The 24,001-nt window shown below is 27.6% G+C and carries 20 protein-coding genes; 3 read left to right on the top strand and 17 right to left on the bottom strand.

Features of this window, described 5'->3' with window-relative positions; genetic code table 11:
* Positions 1–17 precede the first annotated feature (17 nt).
* From IC218_RS09450 to IC218_RS09475, 6 genes are all read right to left on the bottom strand, one after another.
* On the bottom strand, positions 18–1,229 hold the full coding sequence (locus IC218_RS09450) for a patatin-like phospholipase family protein (protein WP_227434476.1): 1,212 nt from the start codon (positions 1,227–1,229) through the stop codon (positions 18–20).
* 230 nt (positions 1,230–1,459) lie between these two features.
* The gene (locus tag IC218_RS09455; protein ID WP_227824283.1) at positions 1,460–3,193 is read right to left on the bottom strand and encodes an Eco57I restriction-modification methylase domain-containing protein; all 1,734 of its coding nucleotides are present in this window, start codon (positions 3,191–3,193) and stop codon (positions 1,460–1,462) included.
* 39 nt (positions 3,194–3,232) lie between these two features.
* Entirely contained in the window at positions 3,233–3,631 is a 399-nt protein-coding gene (locus IC218_RS09460; RefSeq protein ID WP_227434474.1) for an RrF2 family transcriptional regulator, read from the bottom strand.
* Complete coding sequence (locus IC218_RS09465) at positions 3,631–5,181, bottom strand: putative bifunctional diguanylate cyclase/phosphodiesterase (protein ID WP_227824284.1); 1,551 nt, start codon at positions 5,179–5,181, stop codon at positions 3,631–3,633. The genes IC218_RS09460 and IC218_RS09465 overlap by 1 nt, the downstream gene beginning before the upstream one ends.
* A 325-nt stretch (positions 5,182–5,506) precedes the next feature.
* Positions 5,507–6,331 (bottom strand): N-acetylmuramoyl-L-alanine amidase, encoded by an 825-nt coding sequence (locus IC218_RS09470; RefSeq protein WP_227434472.1) that lies wholly within the window; start codon positions 6,329–6,331, stop codon positions 5,507–5,509.
* Between the two features lie 123 nt (positions 6,332–6,454).
* Positions 6,455–7,099 (bottom strand): undecaprenyl diphosphate synthase family protein, encoded by a 645-nt coding sequence (locus IC218_RS09475; protein ID WP_227482127.1) that lies wholly within the window; start codon positions 7,097–7,099, stop codon positions 6,455–6,457.
* 138 nt (positions 7,100–7,237) lie between these two features.
* Between IC218_RS09475 and IC218_RS09480 the strand changes: the two genes are divergently transcribed.
* The gene (locus IC218_RS09480) at positions 7,238–7,708 is read left to right on the top strand and encodes a DUF4358 domain-containing protein (protein WP_227824285.1); all 471 of its coding nucleotides are present in this window, start codon (positions 7,238–7,240) and stop codon (positions 7,706–7,708) included.
* Between the two features lie 362 nt (positions 7,709–8,070).
* On the opposite strand, the gene IC218_RS09485 is transcribed toward IC218_RS09480, so the two are convergent.
* The gene (locus IC218_RS09485) at positions 8,071–8,859 is read right to left on the bottom strand and encodes an HAD family hydrolase (RefSeq protein ID WP_227824286.1); all 789 of its coding nucleotides are present in this window, start codon (positions 8,857–8,859) and stop codon (positions 8,071–8,073) included.
* Positions 8,860–9,227: 368 nt separating this feature from the next.
* Between IC218_RS09485 and IC218_RS09490 the strand changes: the two genes are divergently transcribed.
* A complete protein-coding gene (locus IC218_RS09490) occupies positions 9,228–10,184 on the top strand; it encodes an LCP family protein (protein WP_227434468.1) in 957 nt (318 codons plus the stop codon).
* Between the two features lie 335 nt (positions 10,185–10,519).
* The gene (locus tag IC218_RS09495) at positions 10,520–11,485 is read left to right on the top strand and encodes an LCP family protein (RefSeq protein WP_227824287.1); all 966 of its coding nucleotides are present in this window, start codon (positions 10,520–10,522) and stop codon (positions 11,483–11,485) included.
* A gap of 241 nt (positions 11,486–11,726) precedes the next feature.
* Here IC218_RS09495 and IC218_RS09500 read toward each other — a convergent pair whose 3' ends face one another.
* The 10 genes from IC218_RS09500 to IC218_RS09545 all read right to left on the bottom strand — a co-directional run bounded on the left by IC218_RS09500 (position 11,727) and on the right by IC218_RS09545 (position 24,000).
* The gene (locus IC218_RS09500) at positions 11,727–13,841 is read right to left on the bottom strand and encodes a cell wall-binding glycosyl-hydrolase Cwp19 (protein WP_227824288.1); all 2,115 of its coding nucleotides are present in this window, start codon (positions 13,839–13,841) and stop codon (positions 11,727–11,729) included.
* A 299-nt stretch (positions 13,842–14,140) separates the two neighbouring features.
* Complete coding sequence (locus tag IC218_RS09505; protein ID WP_227434465.1) at positions 14,141–14,845, bottom strand: SH3 domain-containing C40 family peptidase; 705 nt, start codon at positions 14,843–14,845, stop codon at positions 14,141–14,143.
* Between the two features lie 201 nt (positions 14,846–15,046).
* Positions 15,047–16,960 carry a polysaccharide biosynthesis protein gene (locus IC218_RS09510; protein ID WP_227824289.1) on the bottom strand — a complete coding sequence of 638 codons (1,914 nt, stop codon included), beginning with the start codon at positions 16,958–16,960 and terminating at the stop codon, positions 15,047–15,049.
* A gap of 84 nt (positions 16,961–17,044) precedes the next feature.
* Positions 17,045–18,136 carry a glycosyltransferase family 4 protein gene (locus IC218_RS09515; RefSeq protein WP_227434463.1) on the bottom strand — a complete coding sequence of 364 codons (1,092 nt, stop codon included), beginning with the start codon at positions 18,134–18,136 and terminating at the stop codon, positions 17,045–17,047.
* A gap of 5 nt (positions 18,137–18,141) precedes the next feature.
* The gene (locus IC218_RS09520; RefSeq protein ID WP_413926633.1) at positions 18,142–19,509 is read right to left on the bottom strand and encodes a UDP-glucose dehydrogenase family protein; all 1,368 of its coding nucleotides are present in this window, start codon (positions 19,507–19,509) and stop codon (positions 18,142–18,144) included.
* Positions 19,463–20,215: a glycosyltransferase family 2 protein gene (locus IC218_RS09525; RefSeq protein WP_227482121.1), complete on the bottom strand. Its 753-nt coding sequence runs from the start codon at positions 20,213–20,215 to the stop codon at positions 19,463–19,465. Before IC218_RS09525 ends, IC218_RS09520 begins: the two co-directional genes overlap by 47 nt.
* A 47-nt stretch (positions 20,216–20,262) precedes the next feature.
* Positions 20,263–21,171, bottom strand: a complete 909-nt coding sequence (locus IC218_RS09530; protein WP_227824290.1) for a glycosyltransferase family A protein — start codon at positions 21,169–21,171, stop codon at positions 20,263–20,265.
* Between the two features lie 21 nt (positions 21,172–21,192).
* Positions 21,193–21,942, bottom strand: coding sequence for a glycosyltransferase family 2 protein (locus IC218_RS09535; protein WP_227434459.1), 750 nt, complete (start codon positions 21,940–21,942; stop codon positions 21,193–21,195).
* Positions 21,943–21,970: 28 nt separating this feature from the next.
* Positions 21,971–23,146 carry a CDP-glycerol glycerophosphotransferase family protein gene (locus IC218_RS09540; RefSeq protein WP_227434458.1) on the bottom strand — a complete coding sequence of 392 codons (1,176 nt, stop codon included), beginning with the start codon at positions 23,144–23,146 and terminating at the stop codon, positions 21,971–21,973.
* Positions 23,147–23,160: 14 nt separating this feature from the next.
* On the bottom strand, positions 23,161–24,000 hold the full coding sequence (locus IC218_RS09545; RefSeq protein WP_227434457.1) for a glycosyltransferase family 2 protein: 840 nt from the start codon (positions 23,998–24,000) through the stop codon (positions 23,161–23,163).
* Position 24,001 lies beyond the last annotated feature (1 nt).

Genomic DNA, 24,001 nt, shown 5'->3' on the forward strand with positions numbered 1-24,001 from the left:
TTTTTTTTGTTTTTTATTTAACTTTGACTTTTTAAGTCTTTTATAATACAATTTGTCAATAATTTTGTGTTTTTGTTCTTTTTAATACTGATTTTAGGTCTAATTTCAAAATTTGATGCTAAATTCTTATTAGAATCAATATTTGTATTTACAACATCTATAACCTTATTAAAATCATATAATTTCACCCTATTTATACTATTTTCTTCAAGTTTTTTCTCATATACACAGTAAAATAAATCTTTATATGAAAAATTTTTGGGTAAACCAAGTGTCTCACCAAGCTTTGGTATTACATTTTCCATAACAGTTCTAAGCGAAACATCTCTTTTTATATTCAATAAGTTACAAATACATTGTATTGTTTCATTACTCATTCTTCTAAATCTATCAAAACAATACTCTTCATCATACTTATACTCTACATCAAAGTAATACTTAATACCATCGCATCTTTCATAAGCTTTCATGGTATCTAAATATCCTAATCGAATATTTTTTTCTACATTATCTCTATCTTTATTAAGAGAACCGCCTAAATATTCTGATGGTATTATGGTTTTTATATTTATATTTTGATGTTTATTTAGGTTCATTTTTCCAAGAAAATCATCAATTAACCTAATTACAACAACATCTTCATATCCTTTATCTTCTAAAAGCCCTATTGGCATATTATCACAAAACATTCCATCCAAATACAATTTATCATCCATTACATTTGTTTGGAAAATAGGCAAACTAGAACTAGCAATTAAATAATCAACCAATCTACCTTGTGGCATATCTTCTATATACAATGGATGAGGATTAATTTTTTTATCCCACCAAACTGTAACAAGTCCAAAGTCTTTTTTTGATTTTCTTATTATATCTTCATTTAATGTAGTTTCCATCAAGTGTCTTAATGGGCTTATATCTATACCTTCATTTTTTCTGGCTTTATTTATAAGTTCAAAAACTGCATTGATATTTTTCGTAGTAAAATCTACATTTTTAAATCTCTCATAGCTTTCTTTGTCAATATTCATAAAATGAGTATAATCATAGTTTAGCCATATATCTTCCATTACCTCAATATCGTTTTGAATTATATATGCTCCATTCAAAGCCCCAATTGATGTTCCTGTTACTCCTTGAAATTCTATACCAAGTTCTCTTAAAGCTTTATACGCACCTATTTGATAAGCTCCTTTTGTTCCTCCACCTTCTAAAACTAATCCTTTCATATTATCACCTACTATTTAAAGCGTTCCTAATTTATATTCCTCAGCAAATATTAATTCAAAAAACTACTTTTAGCTATTGGAGAAAAATAAAATTGTACAAATTTATTTTTATTTTATCAAAAAAATATTCAAAAGTATATATTTTTAATATTTTTTATATGGTTAACTTTTTCTTTATCAATTTAGATAAATTATTAACATTCAACATATTTTTTCATATCCATACTTATTTATATTCCCAAAGAATCTATTACTAATTTATCTATTTTTATCTGCAATTTTTCTACTCTGTCTTTGTCTATTGTTTCATTTAATAAAATTGATATTATTTGTTTTGATAAATCCTCTATTGCTTCATAATTATTATCTCTAAAAATTCTTATCTTCATAACCTTATTAGGATAATAATCATATATATTTTTACTCATTTTTTTAGCTGTTATTTTAAAGTATTTATCATATACACTAGAATTTAAAATTCCAACTAAATATTCATATGAAAATTTATCTAAATACTCATCTTTTATGAAAAAAGAATATACATCTGCACTTGAAAAATTATTATCATAATCTATAGCAAACCTATTTTCTTTGGATTTATATGGATACATTATCTTTTTTCTTTCGAAAAAAAGCTTTTCTCTACCCCATTGAAGCTCATACCACTTTCTTATTCCACTTTTACATTCTCTTCTGTTTTCTAATTTAGTCTTATACACACCTATAATTTCATCAAGTATTTTTTTGTTTTTAACCTCGTCATCTATATCATTTGAGTATATTAACTTATATTTACTTTTCTCTACTACATACTTGTTTATATTTTTGCTTTTTATCCAATCTTTTAAAAGCTTCTCATCTACAAAATTTAACTTTAAATCCCCTTCACTTAAAATAAAAGCCTTATCACATCCTGTAATTATGCCTTGAAAGCTTACAGCTATGTCTTCTAGGCTATATTTACCTTTTTCTTGTATTTTATTATAAAAAGATTCATTATCCTTATTTACAATTATCCATTCATCAGAAAGCAAGTTTTGATTTATATTAAAATATTCAAATTTACTACTATTTAAAAGTTCTTCTAGTGTTTCAAATTTATTTATAGATACATCTTCATTCTTTATTCTAAATATATCTATAGGCGTATCATTCAATTTTTTTTTATTAAAAGTAAGAATACAACTAGAAACACCTATATTTTTAAATATATTTGCACCCAAAAAATCTACTATTTCTTTAATATTAACATTTGACTTAATATAATCTCTCAAATCTTTTCCTGACAAACTTTCTAAGAAATATCTCGGCGTTATAACACTTCCAGTTCCTCCACATTTTAAGATATCTATAATCTTTTTATAAAAACAAAAATATAAGTCAGCTTTATCTTTATAAACTTCACTGTACTTTTCTAAAAGAAATTTTTTATATTTTTTTTCAAGTTTTTTATGTCCAATATACGGAGGATTACCAACTATGTAATCAAACTTATATCGCCAGTTTTTCTTTAGACTATCACAACAAAATAGGTTGATTTTAATACCTTCATCTTTTAAATCATTCGTTGTCTTTTTGTTTTTTAAGCTATCCTTTAGTATATTTATAGCATTTTCATCGATATCAGCACCATATATACAATAGTTCAATATATGATTGTGTATATTATCAATCTGCCAATAATTTTCATCATATTTATTTTTTAATTCATAAATATTTTTTTCAAATAAGTCATATAAAATATCATATACTTCCAAAAGAAAGTTCCCACATCCACAAGATATGTCAAGAATTCTCGGATATGGATTTTTAATTATATCGTGATTTCTCAAGGTTTTTTTAACAATATAATCGACAATGATTTTAGGTGTATAGTATATTCCACCTGCTTTTTTAGTATCTACATCTAAACTATTCTCATACTCTTTAGATAATAGAAAATTATCTTGAGATATATCATCCATAACTGAAAACCTCCAACTATTAGCTAAGCTAAAAATTTATTATTCTAATATCTGTCTTATAGATTTTCTTGATAAAAGTTTATAGATTTCTTTTTCTATCTCTAGTAATTCCTGATTTACCTTGCAACCTTTTAAACAATTACTACAATTAGATACATATCTAGTACATTTATTTATATATATTTTCCCATCAATTATTTCTACAATTGTTCTCAAACTTATTGTATCCAATGATACATTTAACATGTATTTCTTTCCATCTTCTTTATTAAAAGTAAGTAAATTATTTGCACAAAGTTTTCTAAGTAGTTTATATAGTGTTAATATTGGTATATCTTCATTCTTTAATATTGTTTTGACATCTATTGGATTATTTTCTCCATTATTAAATATAGCTCTTACAATTCTTATTGCATAATCTACGTCTTCTGAAATCATTATTCCACCTCCTCAACTGCCATATATTCTTTCAAAAGACTCTCTTCTAAACTTATATTACTTCTTCCAGTAAGAAGTTCCTTGTAACTACATTCTTCTATTGGCTTAGAAAATACATAACCTTGTATAAAATTACATCCCATATTATTTAAAACTTTAACTTGTTCCATATCCTCTACACCTTCACATATAACAGCTAGATTTAAATCGTGCGAAAGATTAACAATGGCTTTTATCATAACCTTTGTTTTTGAGTTGGTTACTATATCTAATATAAGTGACCTATCAATTTTTATAACATCTACTGGTATCCCCTTAAGATTGATAAAATTTGAGTTCCCTATGCCAAAGTCATCCAATGATATATTCATACCTAAAGATTTAATTTCATAAAGTCTCTCACTAATAAATTTTACATCATTTAAAGCTGTTGTTTCTGTTATTTCTATTTCTACAAGTTTTCTAGGAACATTATATGTATCAAACATCGACTTAAAAAAATCTACTAAATCATTCTTATAAAGTTCTACTCTAGATAAATTTATTGAAACTGGTAAAACATTTATCCCTTCTGAAATCCATTTATCAATAGTAATAAAAACTTCTTCAATCACCCATCTACCAATATTATTTATCAAACCACTTTTCTCAGCTATAGGTATAAAATTATTTGGAGCAACCATACCTAAGGTTGGATGAATCCATCTTATTAATGCTTCTGAACCTATAATTTTATTTGTACTTGAATCAAATTTAGGTTGGTAGTGAATTATGAACTCTTTGTTTTTAATAGCTAAAAATAAATCTTGTTCTATTTTCATAAGTGATTTTATTTCTTTTTCCATAGCATCATCAAATTCAACATATTCTATATGCTTTAATCCTTTTGATTTAATTCTTGCCATATCAGCATTATCTATGGCTTTTTTTATGTCAATTTCATCATTATTAAATTTATAAATACCAATAGAAGCTTCAATGTTTATATTCATTTTAAAACTATCTATCTGACTCAAGGTCACAATTTTATTTTTAATAAGGTTTGCCAAATTAGGAATCTTTTCATCTCTATCTTCAAGTTTTATTATTAATAAAAAGACATCGCTTTTTAACTTTCCATAAATAGCTTCATTTCCAAAATAATTTTTTAAGTTGTTTGAGATATTGTCTAATGCTTCATCCCCTAGCTTATAACCATATATCTCATTTATAAGTTTAAGTCTGCATAAATCAAAGCATGCTAACACACAATTTTCTCTCTTATTAGCAAATATATAACTTTGAATATGTTGTAAAAAGTCATCATCCTTAGTTATGTTTATAAGTTTATCCAAATTACTTGTGATATCTAAATTAATTTCGTCTTCATATGCCTTAACCTTAAGGTATGAAATAAACATACTTATGCTAAATAAGATTAATAAAAGCAAAATTTGACTCTTAATGTCTATTCCAATATGCTTTGTAAGTAAAACTATTCCCAAAACACCAATTATAATAAAAACTATTTTATTTAACCAACAAATTTTCATTATACTTTTTTTATTCATATAAATTCCCCTATATTATTTTTTAAATTATTTTACAATCAAACTTTTTTTATATTATATATTAATTATAAGGCACAATTGCTAGTAAATCAATCTAACTTAAAATCACATATAAATAACTCTATTTCTACGATTTTATTTCTCTATTTTTTTCAAATACCAACTAATTTTGACAAAAAAAACTATGAAGACAGACATACATAAAACAGTCTGTAGTTTCATAGTTCTTGAATCTAAATAATCTTTTCAGTATGAAATCATACTTTTAATATAATTCACACCTTTGCATTTTTAATTTAACTTTTACATTTAGATAATAATTAAATTATTTGTTTCCCTTAGAATCCAAATATGAAAGTATACCTTGAACAATTCCCTCTGTAAGTTGCTCTTGATATTTCGCATTTATTATTTTTTGCTCTTCTGAAGGCGTTGTTAAAAAACCACACTCTATTAATATAGCTGGCATATTTGATTCTCTAAGTACTTCAAAATTATTTTCAATTATTCCCCTATCCCTTACTTTAACATAAGATGCTATTGTACTTTGAACTGTTTGTGCAAATTCTTTTGAGCCATCTGTAGCTTTATTTCTATACCATGTTTCTATACCCGTTGCTGTATTTCCATTTTTTTCTGCATTTAAGTGTATAGAAACAAGTACATCAGCAGAGCTATTTTTTGCTAAGTTTACTCTATCCATTAATGATACATATGTATCATCAGTTCTAGATACAACTACTTGAATGTCCTTTTGCTTAGCTAATTTATTTGCTAATTTCTTTGAAATTTGTAAAGTGAGGTCTTTTTCATATCTGTTACTAGTTTTACTTTGAGTTCCTTTATCATTTCCTCCATGACCTGGGTCTATAAATACAGTATATTTTTTGTTTTTATTTTCGTTTTCATCACCAAGGTCAAATTGTTCTGAGTCAACTTTTTGTTGTTGATTTGCTTTATTATTTTTATCCATCCCTTTGACCAAAGCTACTACACCTTGAGTAGCCTTAAATGCAATAAATAAAAATAACGCTGTAAAGCAAATCAGTACTACTAACTTTTTTTTATTTATTTTTCTTTTTTTTCTATTTAGATAGCTGGTATTTTTAGATTTGTTTCTTGAATTATTGTTATTATTGCTTTTCGACATTTCTTCACCCTTCTTGGTATAGATTTTTACATTTTTTCATATTATTAGTGTTATTTTACCACCAAGAAGTTTTTTTTTCAATAATTTAAAATACTCTACAATCTAAAAACTGAAATTTCTTAATTATCCGCCTAAAGTGACATCTTGTGTATCATACCAACTAAAGGCATCTTTTATATCATCACCTTTGAAATCTGGCCAATAATTGTCTATAACATAAAAGTCTGCATAAATTGATTGCACAGGCAAGAAACCGCTTAATCTGCGTCTTCCTCCCCATCTAATTATCAAATCCAGTCTTGACACATCAAATGACTGTATGTAATCCTGTATGTTATTCTTATTTACATTTTCTACTCCTGATATATTATTTAAATCCCAATACCATCCATAATTTACCAGTAAATTTGCTCTTATCTGTCCATCTTTAGCTTGAATTCGATTTGTATATGGTAATAATTCTTCTGGGAACATTGGAGATTTTGTGTTTCCAACAACTAGTAAAGCTGCACCTTCTTCTATCAATATATTTGCTGCATCAATACATGCTTTTGTAAACGCTTTTGTCTGGACTGATGGACGTCTTGTATTATCAGTTGTAAATCCATAAAAAGTTACTTCTTCACAACCCAAATCTCTACATAATCTATAAGATTCTAGTCCAGGATTTATTCCACTTTCATATCCTCTATCCTTTGTCATTCCATTTTGACTTGCCCATCTTCTGTTTCCATCTGGGATAATTCCTACATGTTTTGGTACTCTCATTTTTAATCACCTCTTAATAGGTATTATTATCAAATTCTTACATTATTAATCAAAACTGTAACATTAAATACATTTATTTTTATATAATTATGTAGTAAACTAAATTAAGATAGAGTTAAAAAAACTTGGAGGTTTCTCATGAAAAAAATTTTAATGTTGTTTTTTTCAATAATCTTATCCTTTGGAATGGTTAGTTGTTCTTCAAGTAGCGATTATAAAAACGTTTCTACATCAAAAATTGAAAAAGCATTAAAGTCTTCTGATTTGCTTATAAAAGAATCAAAATTTTTTGATGCAAAAGAATTTAATTATTTTAACGATGTAGAAGAAGACATTATACAAGGTTTTGTAATCAATTCTTCTGAAAAATTATATCTAGAAGATATCATTGTCATAAAAACTGACGATGTAAATAAAATCTATAAAACTCTAGAAAATTATAAAAGAGACATGATTCAAGCACCTTTTGGAGAAGGACATGGAGAAAAAAACAATTCTGAAATAGCAAACAGTACTATTGTTGAAAAAGCAGGTAAATATGTTTATTTGATTTCCGCAGAAAATGTATCTCAAATAGAGAACAAAATACTGAGTATCATAAAAAAATAAATATCTTTATTGATGTTTATTAAATATCAATGTAATTTTTATATAAATAAATTTATTTTATCAAAAATTACATTGATATTTTTTATTTATTCAATTAGTATCATTTAACTCTCTTTGATATTTATATTTTTCTTTTTTCCTAAAACTAAACTTATTAATATCAAATCGACCATAATTACAGTCAATACTAAGTATGTCATCCATGCTAATGTATATCCACCAGACATATCATATAGTTAGTTAGTTTCTATTTCTGCAATTTCTCCCAATACTTCTTCAAGCTGTAATTTATATGCTTCCTTTAATTTATCATTTATACCAGCCAAAATAATCTTTTTCATTTAGAACCCCATCATAGATGGCTATCCAATTTTTATGACTTCTTTTATCTTATCTACAACACCATTTTCAGTATTTCTTTTTGCTCTAAATCTAGCAATTTCTTTCAAATACTCATTTGCATTCTCCATGGCATAGCTATGATAAGCACTCTTCATCATTTCCACATCATTCAATTGGTCACCAAATACCATAGTTTCTTCATATTTTATACCTAACATTCTTTGTACTTTTTTTATGGCACTTCCTTTATTCGCACCTTTTGCAGTTAAGTCAAGCCACTCTACCCCAGAAATACATACTTGAGCTCTATCAGAAAACTTATCAAAGTAGATACTATTGTTATGTTCTGCACCTTTGAAATCATGTATAGCTATCTTTAATATATCACCTTCTACTTCAGTCAAGTCATCTACAATTTTAAACTTTGCATAGTAAGTATTAACTTCTTCTATAAAAGCTTCATCTTTGCTCTCTATATAGGCGTATTTTTTACCACTCATTACAATTTTTTTCCCTTTTATACTTCTTGTTGTCTCTATGATTTCATTTACTAACTCTTTATCCAAAGGATTTGATAATATTTCTTCTCCTTTATATACTACTAATGTTCCATTCTCTGAGATAAACATCATATCATCTTTTATATCTTCAAATTTTTTTATAAGATTTTGATACTGCCTGCCACTTGCAGCAGAAAACATTATTCCCCTCTCTCTTAATTTTTTAAATACTTTATAAAATTCTGGATTTATTTCGCTCTTTTCATCTAACAAAGTTCCATCTAAGTCTGTTGCTATTAATTTTATCATACATTTCCTCCCCCAAATTATATAATTTATGATTATTTTTTATTAATTTTTATCAGTTTAAATTTTCAATTCCTATTATACACCAAAAATTCTAAATTACAATTTACACCTTTTGTAAGATGATATAACTACAATCAGGAAAATATTTTTTCCAATATATACAGTAATTTATAAAAATTTAAATCTTCATATAATTATATTCCAAGAAAATTAATAATAACTACACACTTCCTTCTATAAAATATTATAAAAATAATTATATTATGACAAACTTATGCTAATTTATTGTGTTTTTTATTGCTTATGTAACAATTTTTTAATATAATTAACTATGTGTAATTAAAAAATTTAGAAAGTAGGGGATATTATTGTCAGGACTCAAAAAATTTGTTATATTTCTAGCCCTTTTAGTCATAGCATTTCCTGTCAGTGTATACGGATATGTTTTTACTAAATTAAAAACTATCCAAGATGATAGTATAAATACAGAGGCTCTTAGCAGTAATGACTATAAAAATGAAGAAGATATTACAAATATATTATTATTAGGTACAGATGCAAGACCAGGAGAAGAAGTTTCTCGTTCTGATGCCATGATGATATTAACTATTGATAATAAAAATAAAAGTCTTAAATTAACATCATTAAATAGAGATACGTACGTTAATATACCAGGACATGGAGAGCAAAAATTAACACATGCTTATGTATATGGTCAAGCTAATTTATTAATAGAAACTATAGAAGAAAATTTCCAACTCGATATACAGAATTATGCTGTAGTTGACTTTTTCTCTTTTATGGATATAGTTGATGCTCTAGGAGGGGTTACTGTTACAGTTGATAAGAGTGAAATAAGAGAATTAAACAAATTTATACCTGAAACTTATAAATGGCATAAAAATTCTGACAAAGGCTCTCTTGAGTATATAAGAAGTTCAGGTGAGCAAAAACTAAATGGATATCAAACACTTGCATTTTCTCGTATAAGAAAAAATGATAGTACAGATGAGAGAGATAGAAGACAAAGAAGTGTTATACAAAGTTTAATAAATGGTGTTAAGGATTTACCAGTTACCAAATATCCTAATCTAGTTAATACTATACTTCCATATGTTAAAACTAATATGAGTCCTAATGAAATAATTTCTCTAGGAACAAAACTTTTAAGTATTGGAAACTTAGACTTAAAATCAATGGAATTCCCTCTTTCTACTGAAAATGGTAGAAAAATTGGTAGTGCAGGCTATGTAATTCCTTTTGAAGAATATGAATTAGATGCAATGCACGACTTCATATTTGAAGATATTATGGTTGAAGAGTAAAATATTTATTTATATTAATAAAAAGTTATATACAGAATTTGACAGTAAGTGCATGCCTTTCAAGAAGCAAATTATTTTGTAATTGATAGGTGTGTACTTATTTTTATTGTAAAAAAACATATAAATCTTATTTTTCTTTAAAAATTTAATTAATTTTTTAAAGAGTATACTACACATACTTTTAATTATATATAAATTGACAAATTTTCTTATAAATTATGCCATTGTCTTTTTTTTGTAACTGAAACAAGTATTGAATATATCTCAATACTTTAATATAATTAAGTGTATGCTATTAAAAAATATACAGGAAAAAGAAGAAAGAAGGGGTACTTTTGTCAAAATTAAAGAAATTTGTTATACTACTGGCTTTCTTGGTAGTAATATTCCCTATAAGCGTCTATGGATATTTTTATTATAAATTATCTACTATTCATGACTCAAGCATAAATAGTGATTTATTAGATAATAATGACCATAAAAATGAAAATGGGATAACTAACATACTACTTATGGGAACAGATGCTAGACCAAATGAAGATTCTTCAAGGTCAGATGCTATGATGATATTAACTATTGATAACAAACATAATGATATCAAACTTACATCATTAGCTCGTGATAGCTATGTAGACATCCCTGGTCATGGTAAACAAAAACTTACTCATGCCTATGCTTATGGACAAGCTGATTTGTTAATACAAACAATTGAAGAGAACTTTAATGTTGATATTCAAAATTATGCTTGTGTTAACTTCGAATCATTTATGTATATAATTGATGCTATTGGTGGCGTTGAAGTTACAATTGAAAAAGGAGAAATAAGTGAATTAAATAAATTTATTCCTGAAACTTATGGTTGGAATAAAAGTGATGATAAAGGTAGCATACAATATATTAGAAAATCTGGAGTACAAACTTTAAATGGATATCAAGCATTATCTTTTGCACGTATCAGACATAATGATACAGCTTTTGCAAGAGATGGAAGACAAAGAGAGATTATACAAGCTATAATCAAGAAAACAGAAACGTTACCTGTTACTAAATATCCAGGTTTATTAGATGCTGTTCTTCCATATGTTAAAACTAATATGAAGCCTAATGCAATACTTTCTCTAGGAGCTCAAGTTTTAAAAATGGGCGACTTAAATGTTAAACAATTTGAATTCCCTATTGATGATGAAATTCATAGTACAGGTGGTATATATGGAAAGGCTGGTTGGGTTCTTAGATTTGACCCAGATACTTTAGATATATTACATGATTTTATATTTAATGATATAGAATTTAAACAATAATAACACTAAAAAACATTTAATACAAATATTATTATAAAATATAAGATTAAATATAGAAAAAGAACTATATTACATAATTATTTTCAAGTTGTTATCCATGCTTGATTATAAAATGTATATAGTTCCTTTTTTAATTTCTACTTTTATTTAATACTTTTTAATTTAACATTTTCCAATTTGATACTTTTATTTTAATTTGCCTTTATAGAATTTATAATATAGCATCTTTATTAAATTCTTACTACTGAACTAAGTTTAATAAACTGTTTAATGCAGTTTGATTTATGCCATCTCCAGCTTCATATACTAGACTTGTCTTTTTAGGCTCTAGAGCAGTTTTCTGAGCAGATGTTACACTATTTCCAAGCATAACTACTGGTGATTTTAATTTTGCTGCTAAAGGTCCTGATGTTAATGCATCTACTAACTGATTACTCTTACTTACAAATATTGATGAATATTCAACATTTGGATAGAATTTCTGTATTACTTTTCCATTTGTTTCTTCTCTATTTTCTCCAGCTATTCTATTTTTAGATACATCATTAGTAATAACTTTATCTAATTTACTTATTACTGAATCAGATATACTTAAATTACCACCTATAAAGTATGCATCTTTTACATTTAAGTCTGATACCCAGTTATAGATTTCATCACTTACATTATCTTTTGATACTAATACGATTGGCTGTTTTTCTTCTCCTGCTTTTGAAGCTATAGAAAGAGAATCTGCTTCACCTGTACCACTTGTTATATATAGTTTGTCTACTGGATTAGTCTTAGCTAATTCTTTTGCTATTAAAAGAGATGTGCTATATCTATCTGAGCCACCTACTCTGTTTATTGATACATTTGATAATGTATCTTTTATCTCACTTTCAATTTTATCTCCAATAGAATTATTTCCTCCTATTAAGATAACTCTACTTGGATTAAGTCTTTTTATTTCATTTTTGGTAGATGTTGGTATGTCACCCTTATTTACTAATAATATAGGTGCATCATTTGCAGTAGCAAGTGGAGTTGATGTTATACCATCTACTATAGAATATCCATTTACTAATACTACTGTATCTGAATTTGTAGCCCATCCTTTTTTACTTATTGCAACTGCTGTATCATATCTTTCAGCACCTCTTAATTTTTCCACCTTGACATTAGATGGTGGAGTCACTGGCTGTTCATTGCTGTCAGAGTACAAGCTCTTTAAATCATTTTGTATAGATGTACTATTTGCTATATCTTTAGCTGAAAAATACATACTACCCTTTATTTCACTATATTTTCTATTTAATGTTACTTGCTTAACTATTTCTTTTGCTATGTTTTGCCCATTATAACTTGATTGCCCTTGCTTATATATGCCTTGTCCTATGTATAAATCTACATTTGTTCCTTTTACTTCATTTGCCCACCATGCTACTAATTTAGAGTAATCTGCAGCTTTAAGACCAATTGGCCAGTAAAGTTGTGGAACTACGTAATCAACTAATCCTTGTTTTATCCATGCTCTTGTATCTGCATATGTACCTACATAACTTTCATTACCTGATGTATCTGAACCTGTTGGGTCACTACTCTTATTTCTCCATATTCCAGCTGGACTCACACCAAACACAACTTCAGGCTTTATACTCTTTATAGATGCCTTTACATCTCTAAGTAGAGTATTTACATTTTCTCTTCTCCAATTGTCTTTGTTTTGTCCTTGTCCATATTTTTGATATGTAGCAGTATCATTGAAGCTTACTCCTGGATAGAAATAATCATCGAAATGAACACCATCTATATCATAATTTTGAACTACCTCTGCTATACTATCAACTATGTACTTTCTAACTTCTGGTAGACCTGGGTCATAGTAATACTTATTTCCATGTTTAACTACCCAGCTTGGGTTTTTCTTTGCTGGATGGTTTGCTGGCAACTTATCTATGCTCTCATCTGCCATAGTTATTCTGTATGGATTAAACCATGCGTGAAATTCCATTCCTCTTTTGTGTGCTTCTTCTATTAAAAATGGTAATGGGTCATATCCAGGATCTTTACCTTGAGTACCTGTAAGATATTCAGACCATGGATTTATATTTGATTTATATAAAGCATCTGATTTTGGTCTTACTTGAACCACTGCTGTGTTTATCCCTGAACTTTTTAATTTGTCTAATAGGTCTGTGTATTCCTTTTTTTGCTTGGCTTCATTATTTTTAGTCTTAGGCCAATCTAAGTTATAAACTGTAGATATCCAAGCTGCTCTCATTTCCTTATCATTTGACGAATCAGCAAATGAACTTACACTACACATTGTAAGTGTCATTACCAACGATAATAGTAATATACTTATCTTTTTCATTTCATCCCCCTTAATTTCTTAAATTTATTTTTTTCTACAATATACTCCTTACTAAGTATATCTAAAATTCATATTATCTGTCAAATATTGAATAATATAGTTAATATTTATATTTAATATTTGATTATAATATGAAATAATTTATTATAAAAAAAACAGCAAAGAAATTTATCTTCTTTGCTGTTTTTATAACGTTCATCACTATTTTAATATTAATTAATACTTCACTCTCTATGTAAAACATTAAACATAACTGCATTTAATGTTAATATTCAATCCTATGTAAATTAAATCTATTATTATTGTAAAACACGTGTAGCAGTTATAAGTCTTCTAGCATAATTAGTTCCTGGAGCCATACTAGTAACTTTTACTACATCTCCTGTTTGTGGTGAATGTATAAATTTAGAATCTCCTATATACAACCCAACATGATTTATTGAACCACCTGAACCAAAGAAAACTAAATCTCCTGCTTTTAATTCTGCTCTAGATACTTTCTTTCCTACTGTTGCTTGTGATCTTGATACTCTTGGCAAATTAACTCCTGCTCCATTTTTGTAAACATAAGAAGTGAACCCAGAACAATCAAAAGAGTTTGGTCCAGTTGCTCCCCATCTATATGGTTTACCTTGTTGCTTAAATGCTAAGTTTAAAACATTTTGTACCTTTGCGTCTACATTTCCACCTTCAATAGTTAAATAATCTCCATTTACCCATCCTGTAACATTGTCAACTGTTTTTATTTTTATCCATCCATTTGAATGTAATTCTAAAACTTCAACTTTGTCACCTGTGTTTATCTTTCCTACTATTGCATCATTTGCACTAGCTCCACTTCTCATGTTTAAGAAGTCACATTGATCTACTGTCGCAGTCATAGGTGAATTAGATAACTCTGCTGCACTAGCTGTTATTGCTCCCGCCTCCACTGTAACAACTCCTGCTATTAACACCATCGCTATAAATTTTTTCAATATATGTTTTTTATTTTTAATATTCATCATAATCTCAAATACCTAATCCTTTCGAAAATTTAACATTTTGTTCCTTCGTTTCCAATTCCTAATTAACATTCTAACTTACATCAAAATAAATTGCAACCTTTTTTGTAATCTTTTTGTAATCTTTTTGTAATCTTTTGTTTCTTTTTAGTCTCTATTTGTTTCTTTTTGCTCCCCCTGGTTACAAATTAGAAATATATTCTACTTATCTCGAGTTATTGCAATTTCCTTGATATTAGCATCTTCTGGTTTAATGTAAGTTGGTACTAATTTTCTCATTACACTATCTATTTTTTCAGTTTCTTCATTGTTTGTAATTTCTTTTAAAAGTTTTAAGTATTTTGTTATTTCTTCTCTATCAACATCTATTGGCCTACCAATAAAAATCTTTTTATGCTCTGTATCTAACAGACCTTCTTCTGACATAAGAAGTTCTTCATACAATTTTTCTCCTGGTCTAAGACCAGAAAATTCAATTTTTATATCAACATCTGGTTCAAACCCACTAAATTTTATTAAATTTTTTGCTAAATCCAATATTTTTACAGGCTCTCCCATATCAAGCACAAATACTTCTCCACCTTTAGCCATAGCTCCAGCCTGTATAACAAGTCCTACAGCCTCTGGTATCGTCATAAAATATCTAATGATATCTGGATGTGTAACAGTTACTGGTCCTCCATCTTCAATTTGCTTCTTAAAAAGGGGAATTACACTTCCATTACTTCCAAGTACATTTCCAAATCTAACTGCAACAAACTCAGTCTGACTTTCATCATTCATTGTCTGTATAATCATCTCAGCAGCTCTTTTAGTAGCTCCCATTATATTTGTAGGATTTACAGCTTTATCTGTAGATATAAGGACAAACTTCTTAGCTTTATATTTTGAAGATAAACCTGCTATATTTAAAGTTCCAAATATATTATTCTTTATAGCTTCACCAGGGCTTGACTCCATAAGAGGAACATGTTTATGAGCTGCTGCATGGAACACTACTTCTGGCTTATATTTATTAAATATTTCATCCATTCTTTTTTCTTCTCTTATTGAAGCTATTATTGCTTTTAAATCCAGCTTGTTTTTATATTTTCTAAGCAATTCTTGTTGTATTGCATAAGCATTATTCTCATAATTATCAACTATAATAAGCTCTTTAGGATTAAATCCTGCAATCTGTCTGCAAAGCTCTGAACCAATTGAGCCTCCTCCTCCAGTTACAAGGATTACTTTTCCTTCAATGTAGTTACTTATCTCTTTTAAATTTGTTCTTATAGGCTCTCTACCCAATAAGTCTTCTATTTCTACCTCTCTAATCTGTTTTATGTCAACTTTTCCATCTATAATTTCATAAATCCCTGGTATTGTCTTTATTTTACAATTAGTATTTTTACACATATCAATAATTTCTTTTTTTCTGCGTTTTTCTATGTTGGCAATAGAAAAAATTATTTCATCTACTTTATATTCTTCAACTATATCATTTATCTTTGAAGTTGTTCCTACAATCTTTACATTATGAATTATTCTTCCGATTTTATTTTTATCATCATCGATTATAGCTACTGCGACTTTTTTAAGTTCTGAATTTCGCTTTAATTCTTGTATAACCATCTCTCCAGCATCTCCTGCTCCAATTATAAGAATGTTAGAAACCTTCCCTCTAGAATAGGTTTTATTCATGACTATTCTTATAGCTCTGTACCCTATTCTCACTCCACTTGTAAACATTATAATGAATATCGTATTTAATACATAAAGCATTATAGGATAATCGAGTCCCAATATTCTATTTATCACATAAGCTGGAATTAGATAAGCTAAAGTTGCAATAAAAATCGAAATAATTTCTTCTTCTCCTGCATATCTCCACAATGTGTTGTAACACTTAAACAATCTAAATGATACTATATGGAGTACAATATATATACAAACTGAAATTATTACATTATTAACATTGAATACATCTAAATTTCCTGTCAAACTCAAAGACATTCGAAATGCTACTAGCACGCTACAAATATCTAGAATTAATAATGTTAGTTGTCTAAATTTATATTTTTTAAAAAGCTTATTAAAAAAGCTTTCTTTCTCTAAATCTATACTTTCTCGCATAACTAGAAGCCCTCCATTAAACAGCAAAAGCTACGCACCTAAGCATAGCCAACAACATCTATCTTTTGCTGTATTTTTCAATTCTTATTTTTTATATTTATCTAATATAGAGTCGTATATTTTTGCTATATCATTAAAGTTTAAATTAACTTCATAATTTTCTCTAACAAACTGACGCCCTTTTTTACCCATATTAAGTCTAAGTTCATCATTTTCCATTAGCTTTATTATAGCATTTTTTATTTCTTCTGGTTGCTTTGGCTCTACAATTAGCCCAGTTTCATTTTTCAATACAGATTCTGGATGTCCACCTACATTTGTAACAATGACAGGAACTTCACAAGACTCTGATTCTATTGCAGCTACACCAAACCCCTCTCTCAAAGAAGGAAATACAGTTACATCAAAAGAATTAAAAGTCTTACTGACATCCTCTGGAGATATTCTACCTAAAAATTGGACATCTTCTTCTAGTCCTAATTCCTTAGTCAAATTCACTAAGTTATCCATTTGACTTCCAGAACCACCTATTTTTAAAATTATTTTCTTTTCTTTATATTCATCTTTCAACATCTTAAATGCTTGTACTAAATATTCAATTCCATATTTTTTTTCCAAACTCTTTATAATTCCTATTACAAAAGCATCTTCTTTTTCTACTTCCATAGGTTTAAATCTATCCATATCTACTCCGAAAAAGGTTACATCTACATGCTTAGTTGTATATTTATTAGCTTCTTTAGCCATGTCTCTACTATTTGAAAATATATAATCTGCTTTTCTAAAGTTATGTTTTATAATTTGTTTTTGTATAAAACCATTGTTTGGGAAATCGTAAATATCAGTACCCCAAACAGAAATAATATATGGATGATACCCAAGTAAACTCCCTATAAATCCATAGCTACTTGCATATTGTGCATGAAGTATATCTGGCTTTATTTCATTTACTAGTTTCTTTATTTGTTTTATTGAACCTAAGTATCCTGTTTTTTTAGAAATATTTTCATTTTTCAGTTCTTCTACGTTAGAACCAAAATCATATATTTTAATTCCTTCCATGTGACCTCCATTTAAAGAGATTACATGAATGTCATATCCTTTATTTTTAAAAAAACTACACCATTTCAAAGTATGAGGATTTGACCCATCAGCCAAATAACAAACAGTCTTCATAATATTTACCTTCCTATCGAATAATACTCAATACCTAGTTCTTTCATATCTTCAAGCTTGTAGCAATTTCTTCCATCTAGAACTAAAGGATTTTTCATCTTTTCCTTATACTTATGTATATCATAATTTAAGACATCTTTCCACTCTGTCATTATAAAACATATCTCTGCATCTTCTATTGTATCATCTATAGATTTAGCATAAAGTATAGAATCTCCAAATATTTTCTTAGTATTTTCAACTCCTATTGGGTCAAATGCAGTAACTTTTGCTCCTCTTTCAAGCAAATATTTTATATTTGGGATAGATGGAGCTTCTCTTATATCATCAGTATCTGGCTTAAATGTTAGTCCTAAAACAGCAACTTTCATATCTTGAAAGCTCTCTACTAGTTTAGATGCCTTTCTAACTAATTTAAGTTTTTGGCTTTCATTCACTTCTATAGCAGCTTTTACTGTTTTTAACTCATATCCATTATGTTCAGACAACCAGTGAAGAGCTTTTGTATCTTTAGGGAAACAAGAACCTCCATAACCTATACCTGCTTTTAAGAATTTACTTCCTATTCTATCATCATAACTCATTCCTAAGGCAACATCTTCCACATTAGCTCCTGCTATCTCACAAAGATTTGCAATATCATTCATAAAAGATATCTTAAGTGCTAAAAAATTATTTGATGCATATTTTATCATTTCAGCACTATTTCTATTGGTTACTATTATAGGTTGATTAAAAGGTTTATAGATTTCTTCCAGTATTTCTCTTGCCCACTCACTTTCCACTCCTATAACGATTCTTGAAGCATGTAAAGTATCTCTTACTGCGCTACCTTGTGATAAAAACTCTGGATTAGATGCAAGTTCAACTTTCACATCATTTTTTAAGTTTCTATTTATATAATCTTCTATTTCTTCATTTGTTCCAATTGGTACTGTAGATTTTATTACTACTAAAGTATCTTTTGTTACAGTTTCAGCTATTTGCTTTGCAACTGCCTTTATATAATCTAAATTAGCTGAACCATCACTTCTTTCAGGAGTTCCCACAGCTATTAGTATTATATCTACATCTTCATAAGCTTTTTTATAATCTGTAGTATAATTTATTCTTCCTTTTTTATAATTTCTAACCATAAGTTCTTCTAGGCCTTCTTCATATATAGGTGCTATCCCAAGTTGCATCGATTTAACTTTGTGTTCATCTATATCAACACAAATTACATTTTCATTGCCTACCTCTGCTAGACAAACACCTGTTACTAGCCCTACATATCCAGTCCCAGCTATAGCTATTTTCATTTTTTTACCTCCAAGTATATAAAACTTATACTCTTTTTTTAATGGCATTAAAAACATAGAAACAAAATACATATAGACTTTTTGGTAAACTTAAATTTTCAACATTTCTATAAGTATTCCAAGTTCGTTTTAATGCTTTTATCTTATTGCTTGATATAGAATTCCCAACTAGCCTATAATTCACTAAATCTTCTTGAATTCCATATGCATATTTTTCCTTTTTAAGTAATTGTAACCAAGTTGCAGTATCTTGTCCTCTTCTTACTAAAGGCATACTAAATTCACCTATGACATCCTTATCGATGACTACAGTAGAACACCCTATTATAGTATTTCTAAGTAATCCTTCATAGTCAATCTTTTTAGGTGCTCTTGCAACTTTACTCGTTTTTGTTCCATCTTGTCTCATATATCTATAAGATGTAAAAGAAAACCCGATATTTTCTTTTAACATATATCCTATCTGAATTTCTAACTTTTTACTCTCCCATAAATCATCACTATCTACAAATGCAATAAATCTACCTTCCGCATTTTCAATACCAACATTCCTAGATACTGCAGCTCCAGAATTTTTTTCAAGCTTTATATATTTTATTCTAGCATCTTCTTTTTGAAAACTTTTTATAATTTCACTTGAATTGTCCTTAGAACAATCATCCACTAATAAAAGCTGCCAATTTTTATAAGTTTGATTTTGGATTGACTTTATTGTCTCTGATAAAAACTCTTCTGAATTATATACAGGAGTAATTATCGATACTAAAGGCTCATTCATATTTTTACTCTCCTTATATAGCAACTAGCAGTACTATACCAACAAGTTTACTTAGATACTAACTTTTTTTGTCCAATATATTTGTAATATCCTAATGGGAACAACACTAAATACAATAATTTATCAGATATTTTTTTGATTTCGCCAAAATAATGACTGTCAGATAACAATGAGTATCTAGCTAAATTTATGTAATTCTTTATCCACATATATGGATATCTACCTAAAGGATATGTATTTTGATTTATTAAATATAAAAACTCTAATGCTCTACCTTTTAATGCATTTTTATTTAATATATTCTTAGTCAAACCATCATCCAAATAATCTCTTATTATCATAGGTTTGTTTACACATTTAACTTTATAGTATTTAGACATTTCATTCCATACTACACTTTCTGGTAAAAATCTCACTTCTTTTCTTTCTGGAAAAGGAAATTTTATAAGCTCATCAGTTACAAATACTATGCTTTTATCTCCCTTAACACCATATTTAAAATATAGGTCTGCAAAGTGACATATTTTTTTATCCTTAGGCATTTCTGTGCCTATTAAATCTCCACTTGGGTATACACAAAGTCCAACAACCCCACTAAATCCTTCTTTATTTTCTACAGAATTCCATTCATCATTAGCAATTTCAAGAGAATCTTTAATTAAACCATCATCACTATCTACAATGAAAAATAGTTCTCCATCTGCATTTTTTACACCTAGATTTATTGCAGTATGCTTTCCTCCATTTTCTTTGTATATATATCTTATATTTAATTTATCTTCTGATATAAATTTTTCAACTAATTCTTTAGTACCGTCACTACTTCCATCATCAACAATCAACCATTCAAAGTCGTTGAAATCATATGTTTGAGCTTTTAAATCATTATACAAATTTTCAAGTAAATGTGCTCTATTATATGTTGGAGTAAATACAGTAAATTTATATTTATACATTAATTAAATCTTCCTCTCTATCTAACTTTTTTTAATTCCATTTATTCCATAATTAATAAAGTAGTATATAGCTTTGTATAGAGGTATTTTTTCTATATTTCTATATATATTCCAAGTCCACATAGCAGCCTTTATCTTATTACCACTAAGGGAGTTACTAGATTTTCTATATAATGCTAAAACTTCATTTATTCCATGAGCGATATGTCCTCTTTTCAATATAGATAACCACAAGACATAATCTTCATGTCTTACACCACTCATTTTAATTTCAAAATCCAATTTAGACTTATCAATTACAACAGTAAGACATCCCAAAATATTTCCCTTTAATAACCTTCTATAATCTACATTAGGTGGCACTTTTATTACTTTATTTAACTTTTTATCATTTTCGTCCATCAGTTCATATGAAGTAAATGAGATTACATAGTCATTTTCTAACATAAAGTTTACTTGTTTTTCTAACTTACTACTATTCCACTGGTCATCACTATCTAAAAAAGCTATAAATTGTCCTGTCGCATTACTTAATGCTAGATTTCTAGCATTAGAGACACCCTTATTAGTCTCAGTCTTTATGCATTTTATTCTACTATCTTGTTGCATATAAGATTTGACTATACTAGGACTATTATCTGTTGAGCAATCATCAATAATTAACATTTCCCATTCTTGATAAGTTTGGTTTAATACTGATTTTATGGTTGCTTCAATAAATTTTTCAGAATTATACATGGGAGTAATTATAGATACTAAATTCTTCTTCATATTACCTTCCTCATCATTTATAAAATATTTATTTAATTTTACTTAATACACAATCATATATCCTCTTGCAGTTCTTATTGTCATTATATCTGAAAAACTTATTTCTTTCATTTTTTTGGTTACCCATAACCTCAAAATTATTTTCAATAATATCAATAAGTTTATTCACAGCTTCATCATTATTATAAGCCAAAGACCCAAACATTTCGCTTTTTAAATCTATATACGAGTCAACTTTTTCCATATATTCATCTAAATCAAATTGATAAAATAAAATAGGTCTGTTCATATAGAGAAAATCTATGGCAACACTTGAATAATCAGTTATGTTTGCAGCTGATTTTCTTATTTCATTTGCTAGAGTTACCCCTTTATCTAAAAATACAATTCGTTTACCAGTTATGTTTTCTTTTATGTCATCTATAAACTCATGCATAAGATGATGCATATAAATTTTTACATTTATATCTTTCTCATCTAATATTTTATTTAATTTATCATCATTCAAGAAATTCATTATATTTTTAAAATAATCTGTATCTGTAAATTTTCCTGAACTAAATTTTATCCAGTCTCTCCATGTAGGAGTATATAATATATCTCGTGTTTGTGCAACTTCATTTGTTGGTAAATTGTCATATCTTGCATTTCCAATTATATAAACTGAGTCATCTAACATTCCCCAATCATTTACCATAACATCTCTTTCAAACTCAGAACTTGCTGTAACTATATTATAACTTTTATATAGGTTATCTATAATATTTTTAAACTTTTTATTCATTGGCTTTCTCTTTTTAAAACTTATCGTTCCATGATTTAAGAACACTTTTATCGTCTTTTTATGGAAATAATTAAGAACAGGTACAGCAAAGTTATAAGGTGCTATATCTGCTGATGGCGCATGTGAAAATACTATAGCTTTTGAATTGTAATAATATAGATAGTTTTCTACACTTCCTCTTATTAATTTCTTGCCTGGAATTTTATTGAATACTTTACTGTCTTTATTTACTACCCAATAAGTTTCTACATCATTATGTTCTTTCAACATATACTCATAAAAGAACTTGGCATTATCATTGTATATATCTCCTGAATGTCCACCTATAAGCCAAATATTTCTACCATTAAACTTATGCTTACTAAATGGATACATAAAAAAAGCCAAAAGCATATTTATTAAAAATTTAACCTTGTCCATAAACACCATCCTCATTATAACTTATACTGTCTAAATCCATTAATTCTTCCTTTTATAGTGGCACTATGATAATCTTTGTTGGAACTCAATATAAGACCGCCTATATTTCTTACAAGCTTTGATGCCATAACCTTTACAAACTTATAATTCTTTCTATAGACTATTTCTTTTTTGCAAATGGCTCCAAAACCTCTTCCATAGTTATAATCTTTTTGATACTTTTCTTTAGATTTAGAATGTTTTTTTGCAGGATGGTAAATTATATCATTCCCAAAGTATTTTCCTTTAAATCCTAAACTCAACAGGTTTAAAACATAATCTATCTCTTCACCAGCACCAAAATCTCCACCAACACCTAATTTTTCGTCAAATCGTGTATATTCTTTTTCTCCAAAATCAACAAAAAAAGTTATGGATGTTATAGTATTTAAAACGTTGGAACTTGTGATATCACAAGTTCCATCATACATTTTCTTAAATGCATCAATTTTATTTGCATCCATAGTTTTACAACTGTATATTTTATAATCTTTATTTTTATTAAAGAAGTTTGTAACTTTTTCTAATGTATCATTTTCGTAGACACAGTCATCATCAGGAAAACCTATAATTTGTCCTTTAGCATTATCTATGCCTACATTTCTGTTATAACTTAATCCTAGCTTATCGCTTTTTATATACTTTATATCTAACTTATCAACGTATTTATCAACTATCTCCTTAACTTTGTTATTATCATTTTGATCTATTACTATAAGTTCAAAGTTCTTGTAAGTTTGATTTTCTAAGCTATCCATAAGTAAGTATATATCATCATATCTATTTAATGTTGGCATTATTAATGATATTAACATT

The sequence above is a fragment of the Clostridioides sp. ES-S-0005-03 genome, from assembly GCF_020658455.1.
Classification (GTDB): Bacteria; Bacillota; Clostridia; order Peptostreptococcales; family Peptostreptococcaceae; genus Clostridioides.

Coding starts and splice junctions, on each gene's coding strand:
- IC218_RS09505 (WP_227434465.1), bottom strand. CDS start 14,845: ATGAATATTAAAAATAAAAAACATATATTGAAAAAATTTATAGCGATG.
- IC218_RS09545 (WP_227434457.1), bottom strand. CDS start 24,000: ATGTTAATATCATTAATAATGCCAACATTAAATAGATATGATGATATA.
- IC218_RS09535 (WP_227434459.1), bottom strand. CDS start 21,942: ATGAAGAAGAATTTAGTATCTATAATTACTCCCATGTATAATTCTGAA.
- IC218_RS09500 (WP_227824288.1), bottom strand. CDS start 13,841: ATGAAAAAGATAAGTATATTACTATTATCGTTGGTAATGACACTTACA.
- IC218_RS09520 (WP_413926633.1), bottom strand. CDS start 19,509: ATGTATTTTGTTTCTATGTTTTTAATGCCATTAAAAAAAGAGTATAAG.
- IC218_RS09480 (WP_227824285.1), top strand. CDS start 7,238: ATGAAAAAAATTTTAATGTTGTTTTTTTCAATAATCTTATCCTTTGGA.
- IC218_RS09540 (WP_227434458.1), bottom strand. CDS start 23,146: ATGGACAAGGTTAAATTTTTAATAAATATGCTTTTGGCTTTTTTTATG.
- IC218_RS09465 (WP_227824284.1), bottom strand. CDS start 5,181: ATGAATAAAAAAAGTATAATGAAAATTTGTTGGTTAAATAAAATAGTT.
- IC218_RS09485 (WP_227824286.1), bottom strand. CDS start 8,859: ATGATAAAATTAATAGCAACAGACTTAGATGGAACTTTGTTAGATGAA.
- IC218_RS09510 (WP_227824289.1), bottom strand. CDS start 16,960: ATGCGAGAAAGTATAGATTTAGAGAAAGAAAGCTTTTTTAATAAGCTT.
- IC218_RS09460 (WP_227434474.1), bottom strand. CDS start 3,631: ATGATTTCAGAAGACGTAGATTATGCAATAAGAATTGTAAGAGCTATA.
- IC218_RS09470 (WP_227434472.1), bottom strand. CDS start 6,331: ATGTCGAAAAGCAATAATAACAATAATTCAAGAAACAAATCTAAAAAT.
- IC218_RS09455 (WP_227824283.1), bottom strand. CDS start 3,193: ATGGATGATATATCTCAAGATAATTTTCTATTATCTAAAGAGTATGAG.
- IC218_RS09530 (WP_227824290.1), bottom strand. CDS start 21,171: ATGTATAAATATAAATTTACTGTATTTACTCCAACATATAATAGAGCA.
- IC218_RS09475 (WP_227482127.1), bottom strand. CDS start 7,099: ATGAGAGTACCAAAACATGTAGGAATTATCCCAGATGGAAACAGAAGA.
- IC218_RS09450 (WP_227434476.1), bottom strand. CDS start 1,229: ATGAAAGGATTAGTTTTAGAAGGTGGAGGAACAAAAGGAGCTTATCAA.
- IC218_RS09525 (WP_227482121.1), bottom strand. CDS start 20,215: ATGAATGAGCCTTTAGTATCGATAATTACTCCTGTATATAATTCAGAA.
- IC218_RS09515 (WP_227434463.1), bottom strand. CDS start 18,136: ATGAAGACTGTTTGTTATTTGGCTGATGGGTCAAATCCTCATACTTTG.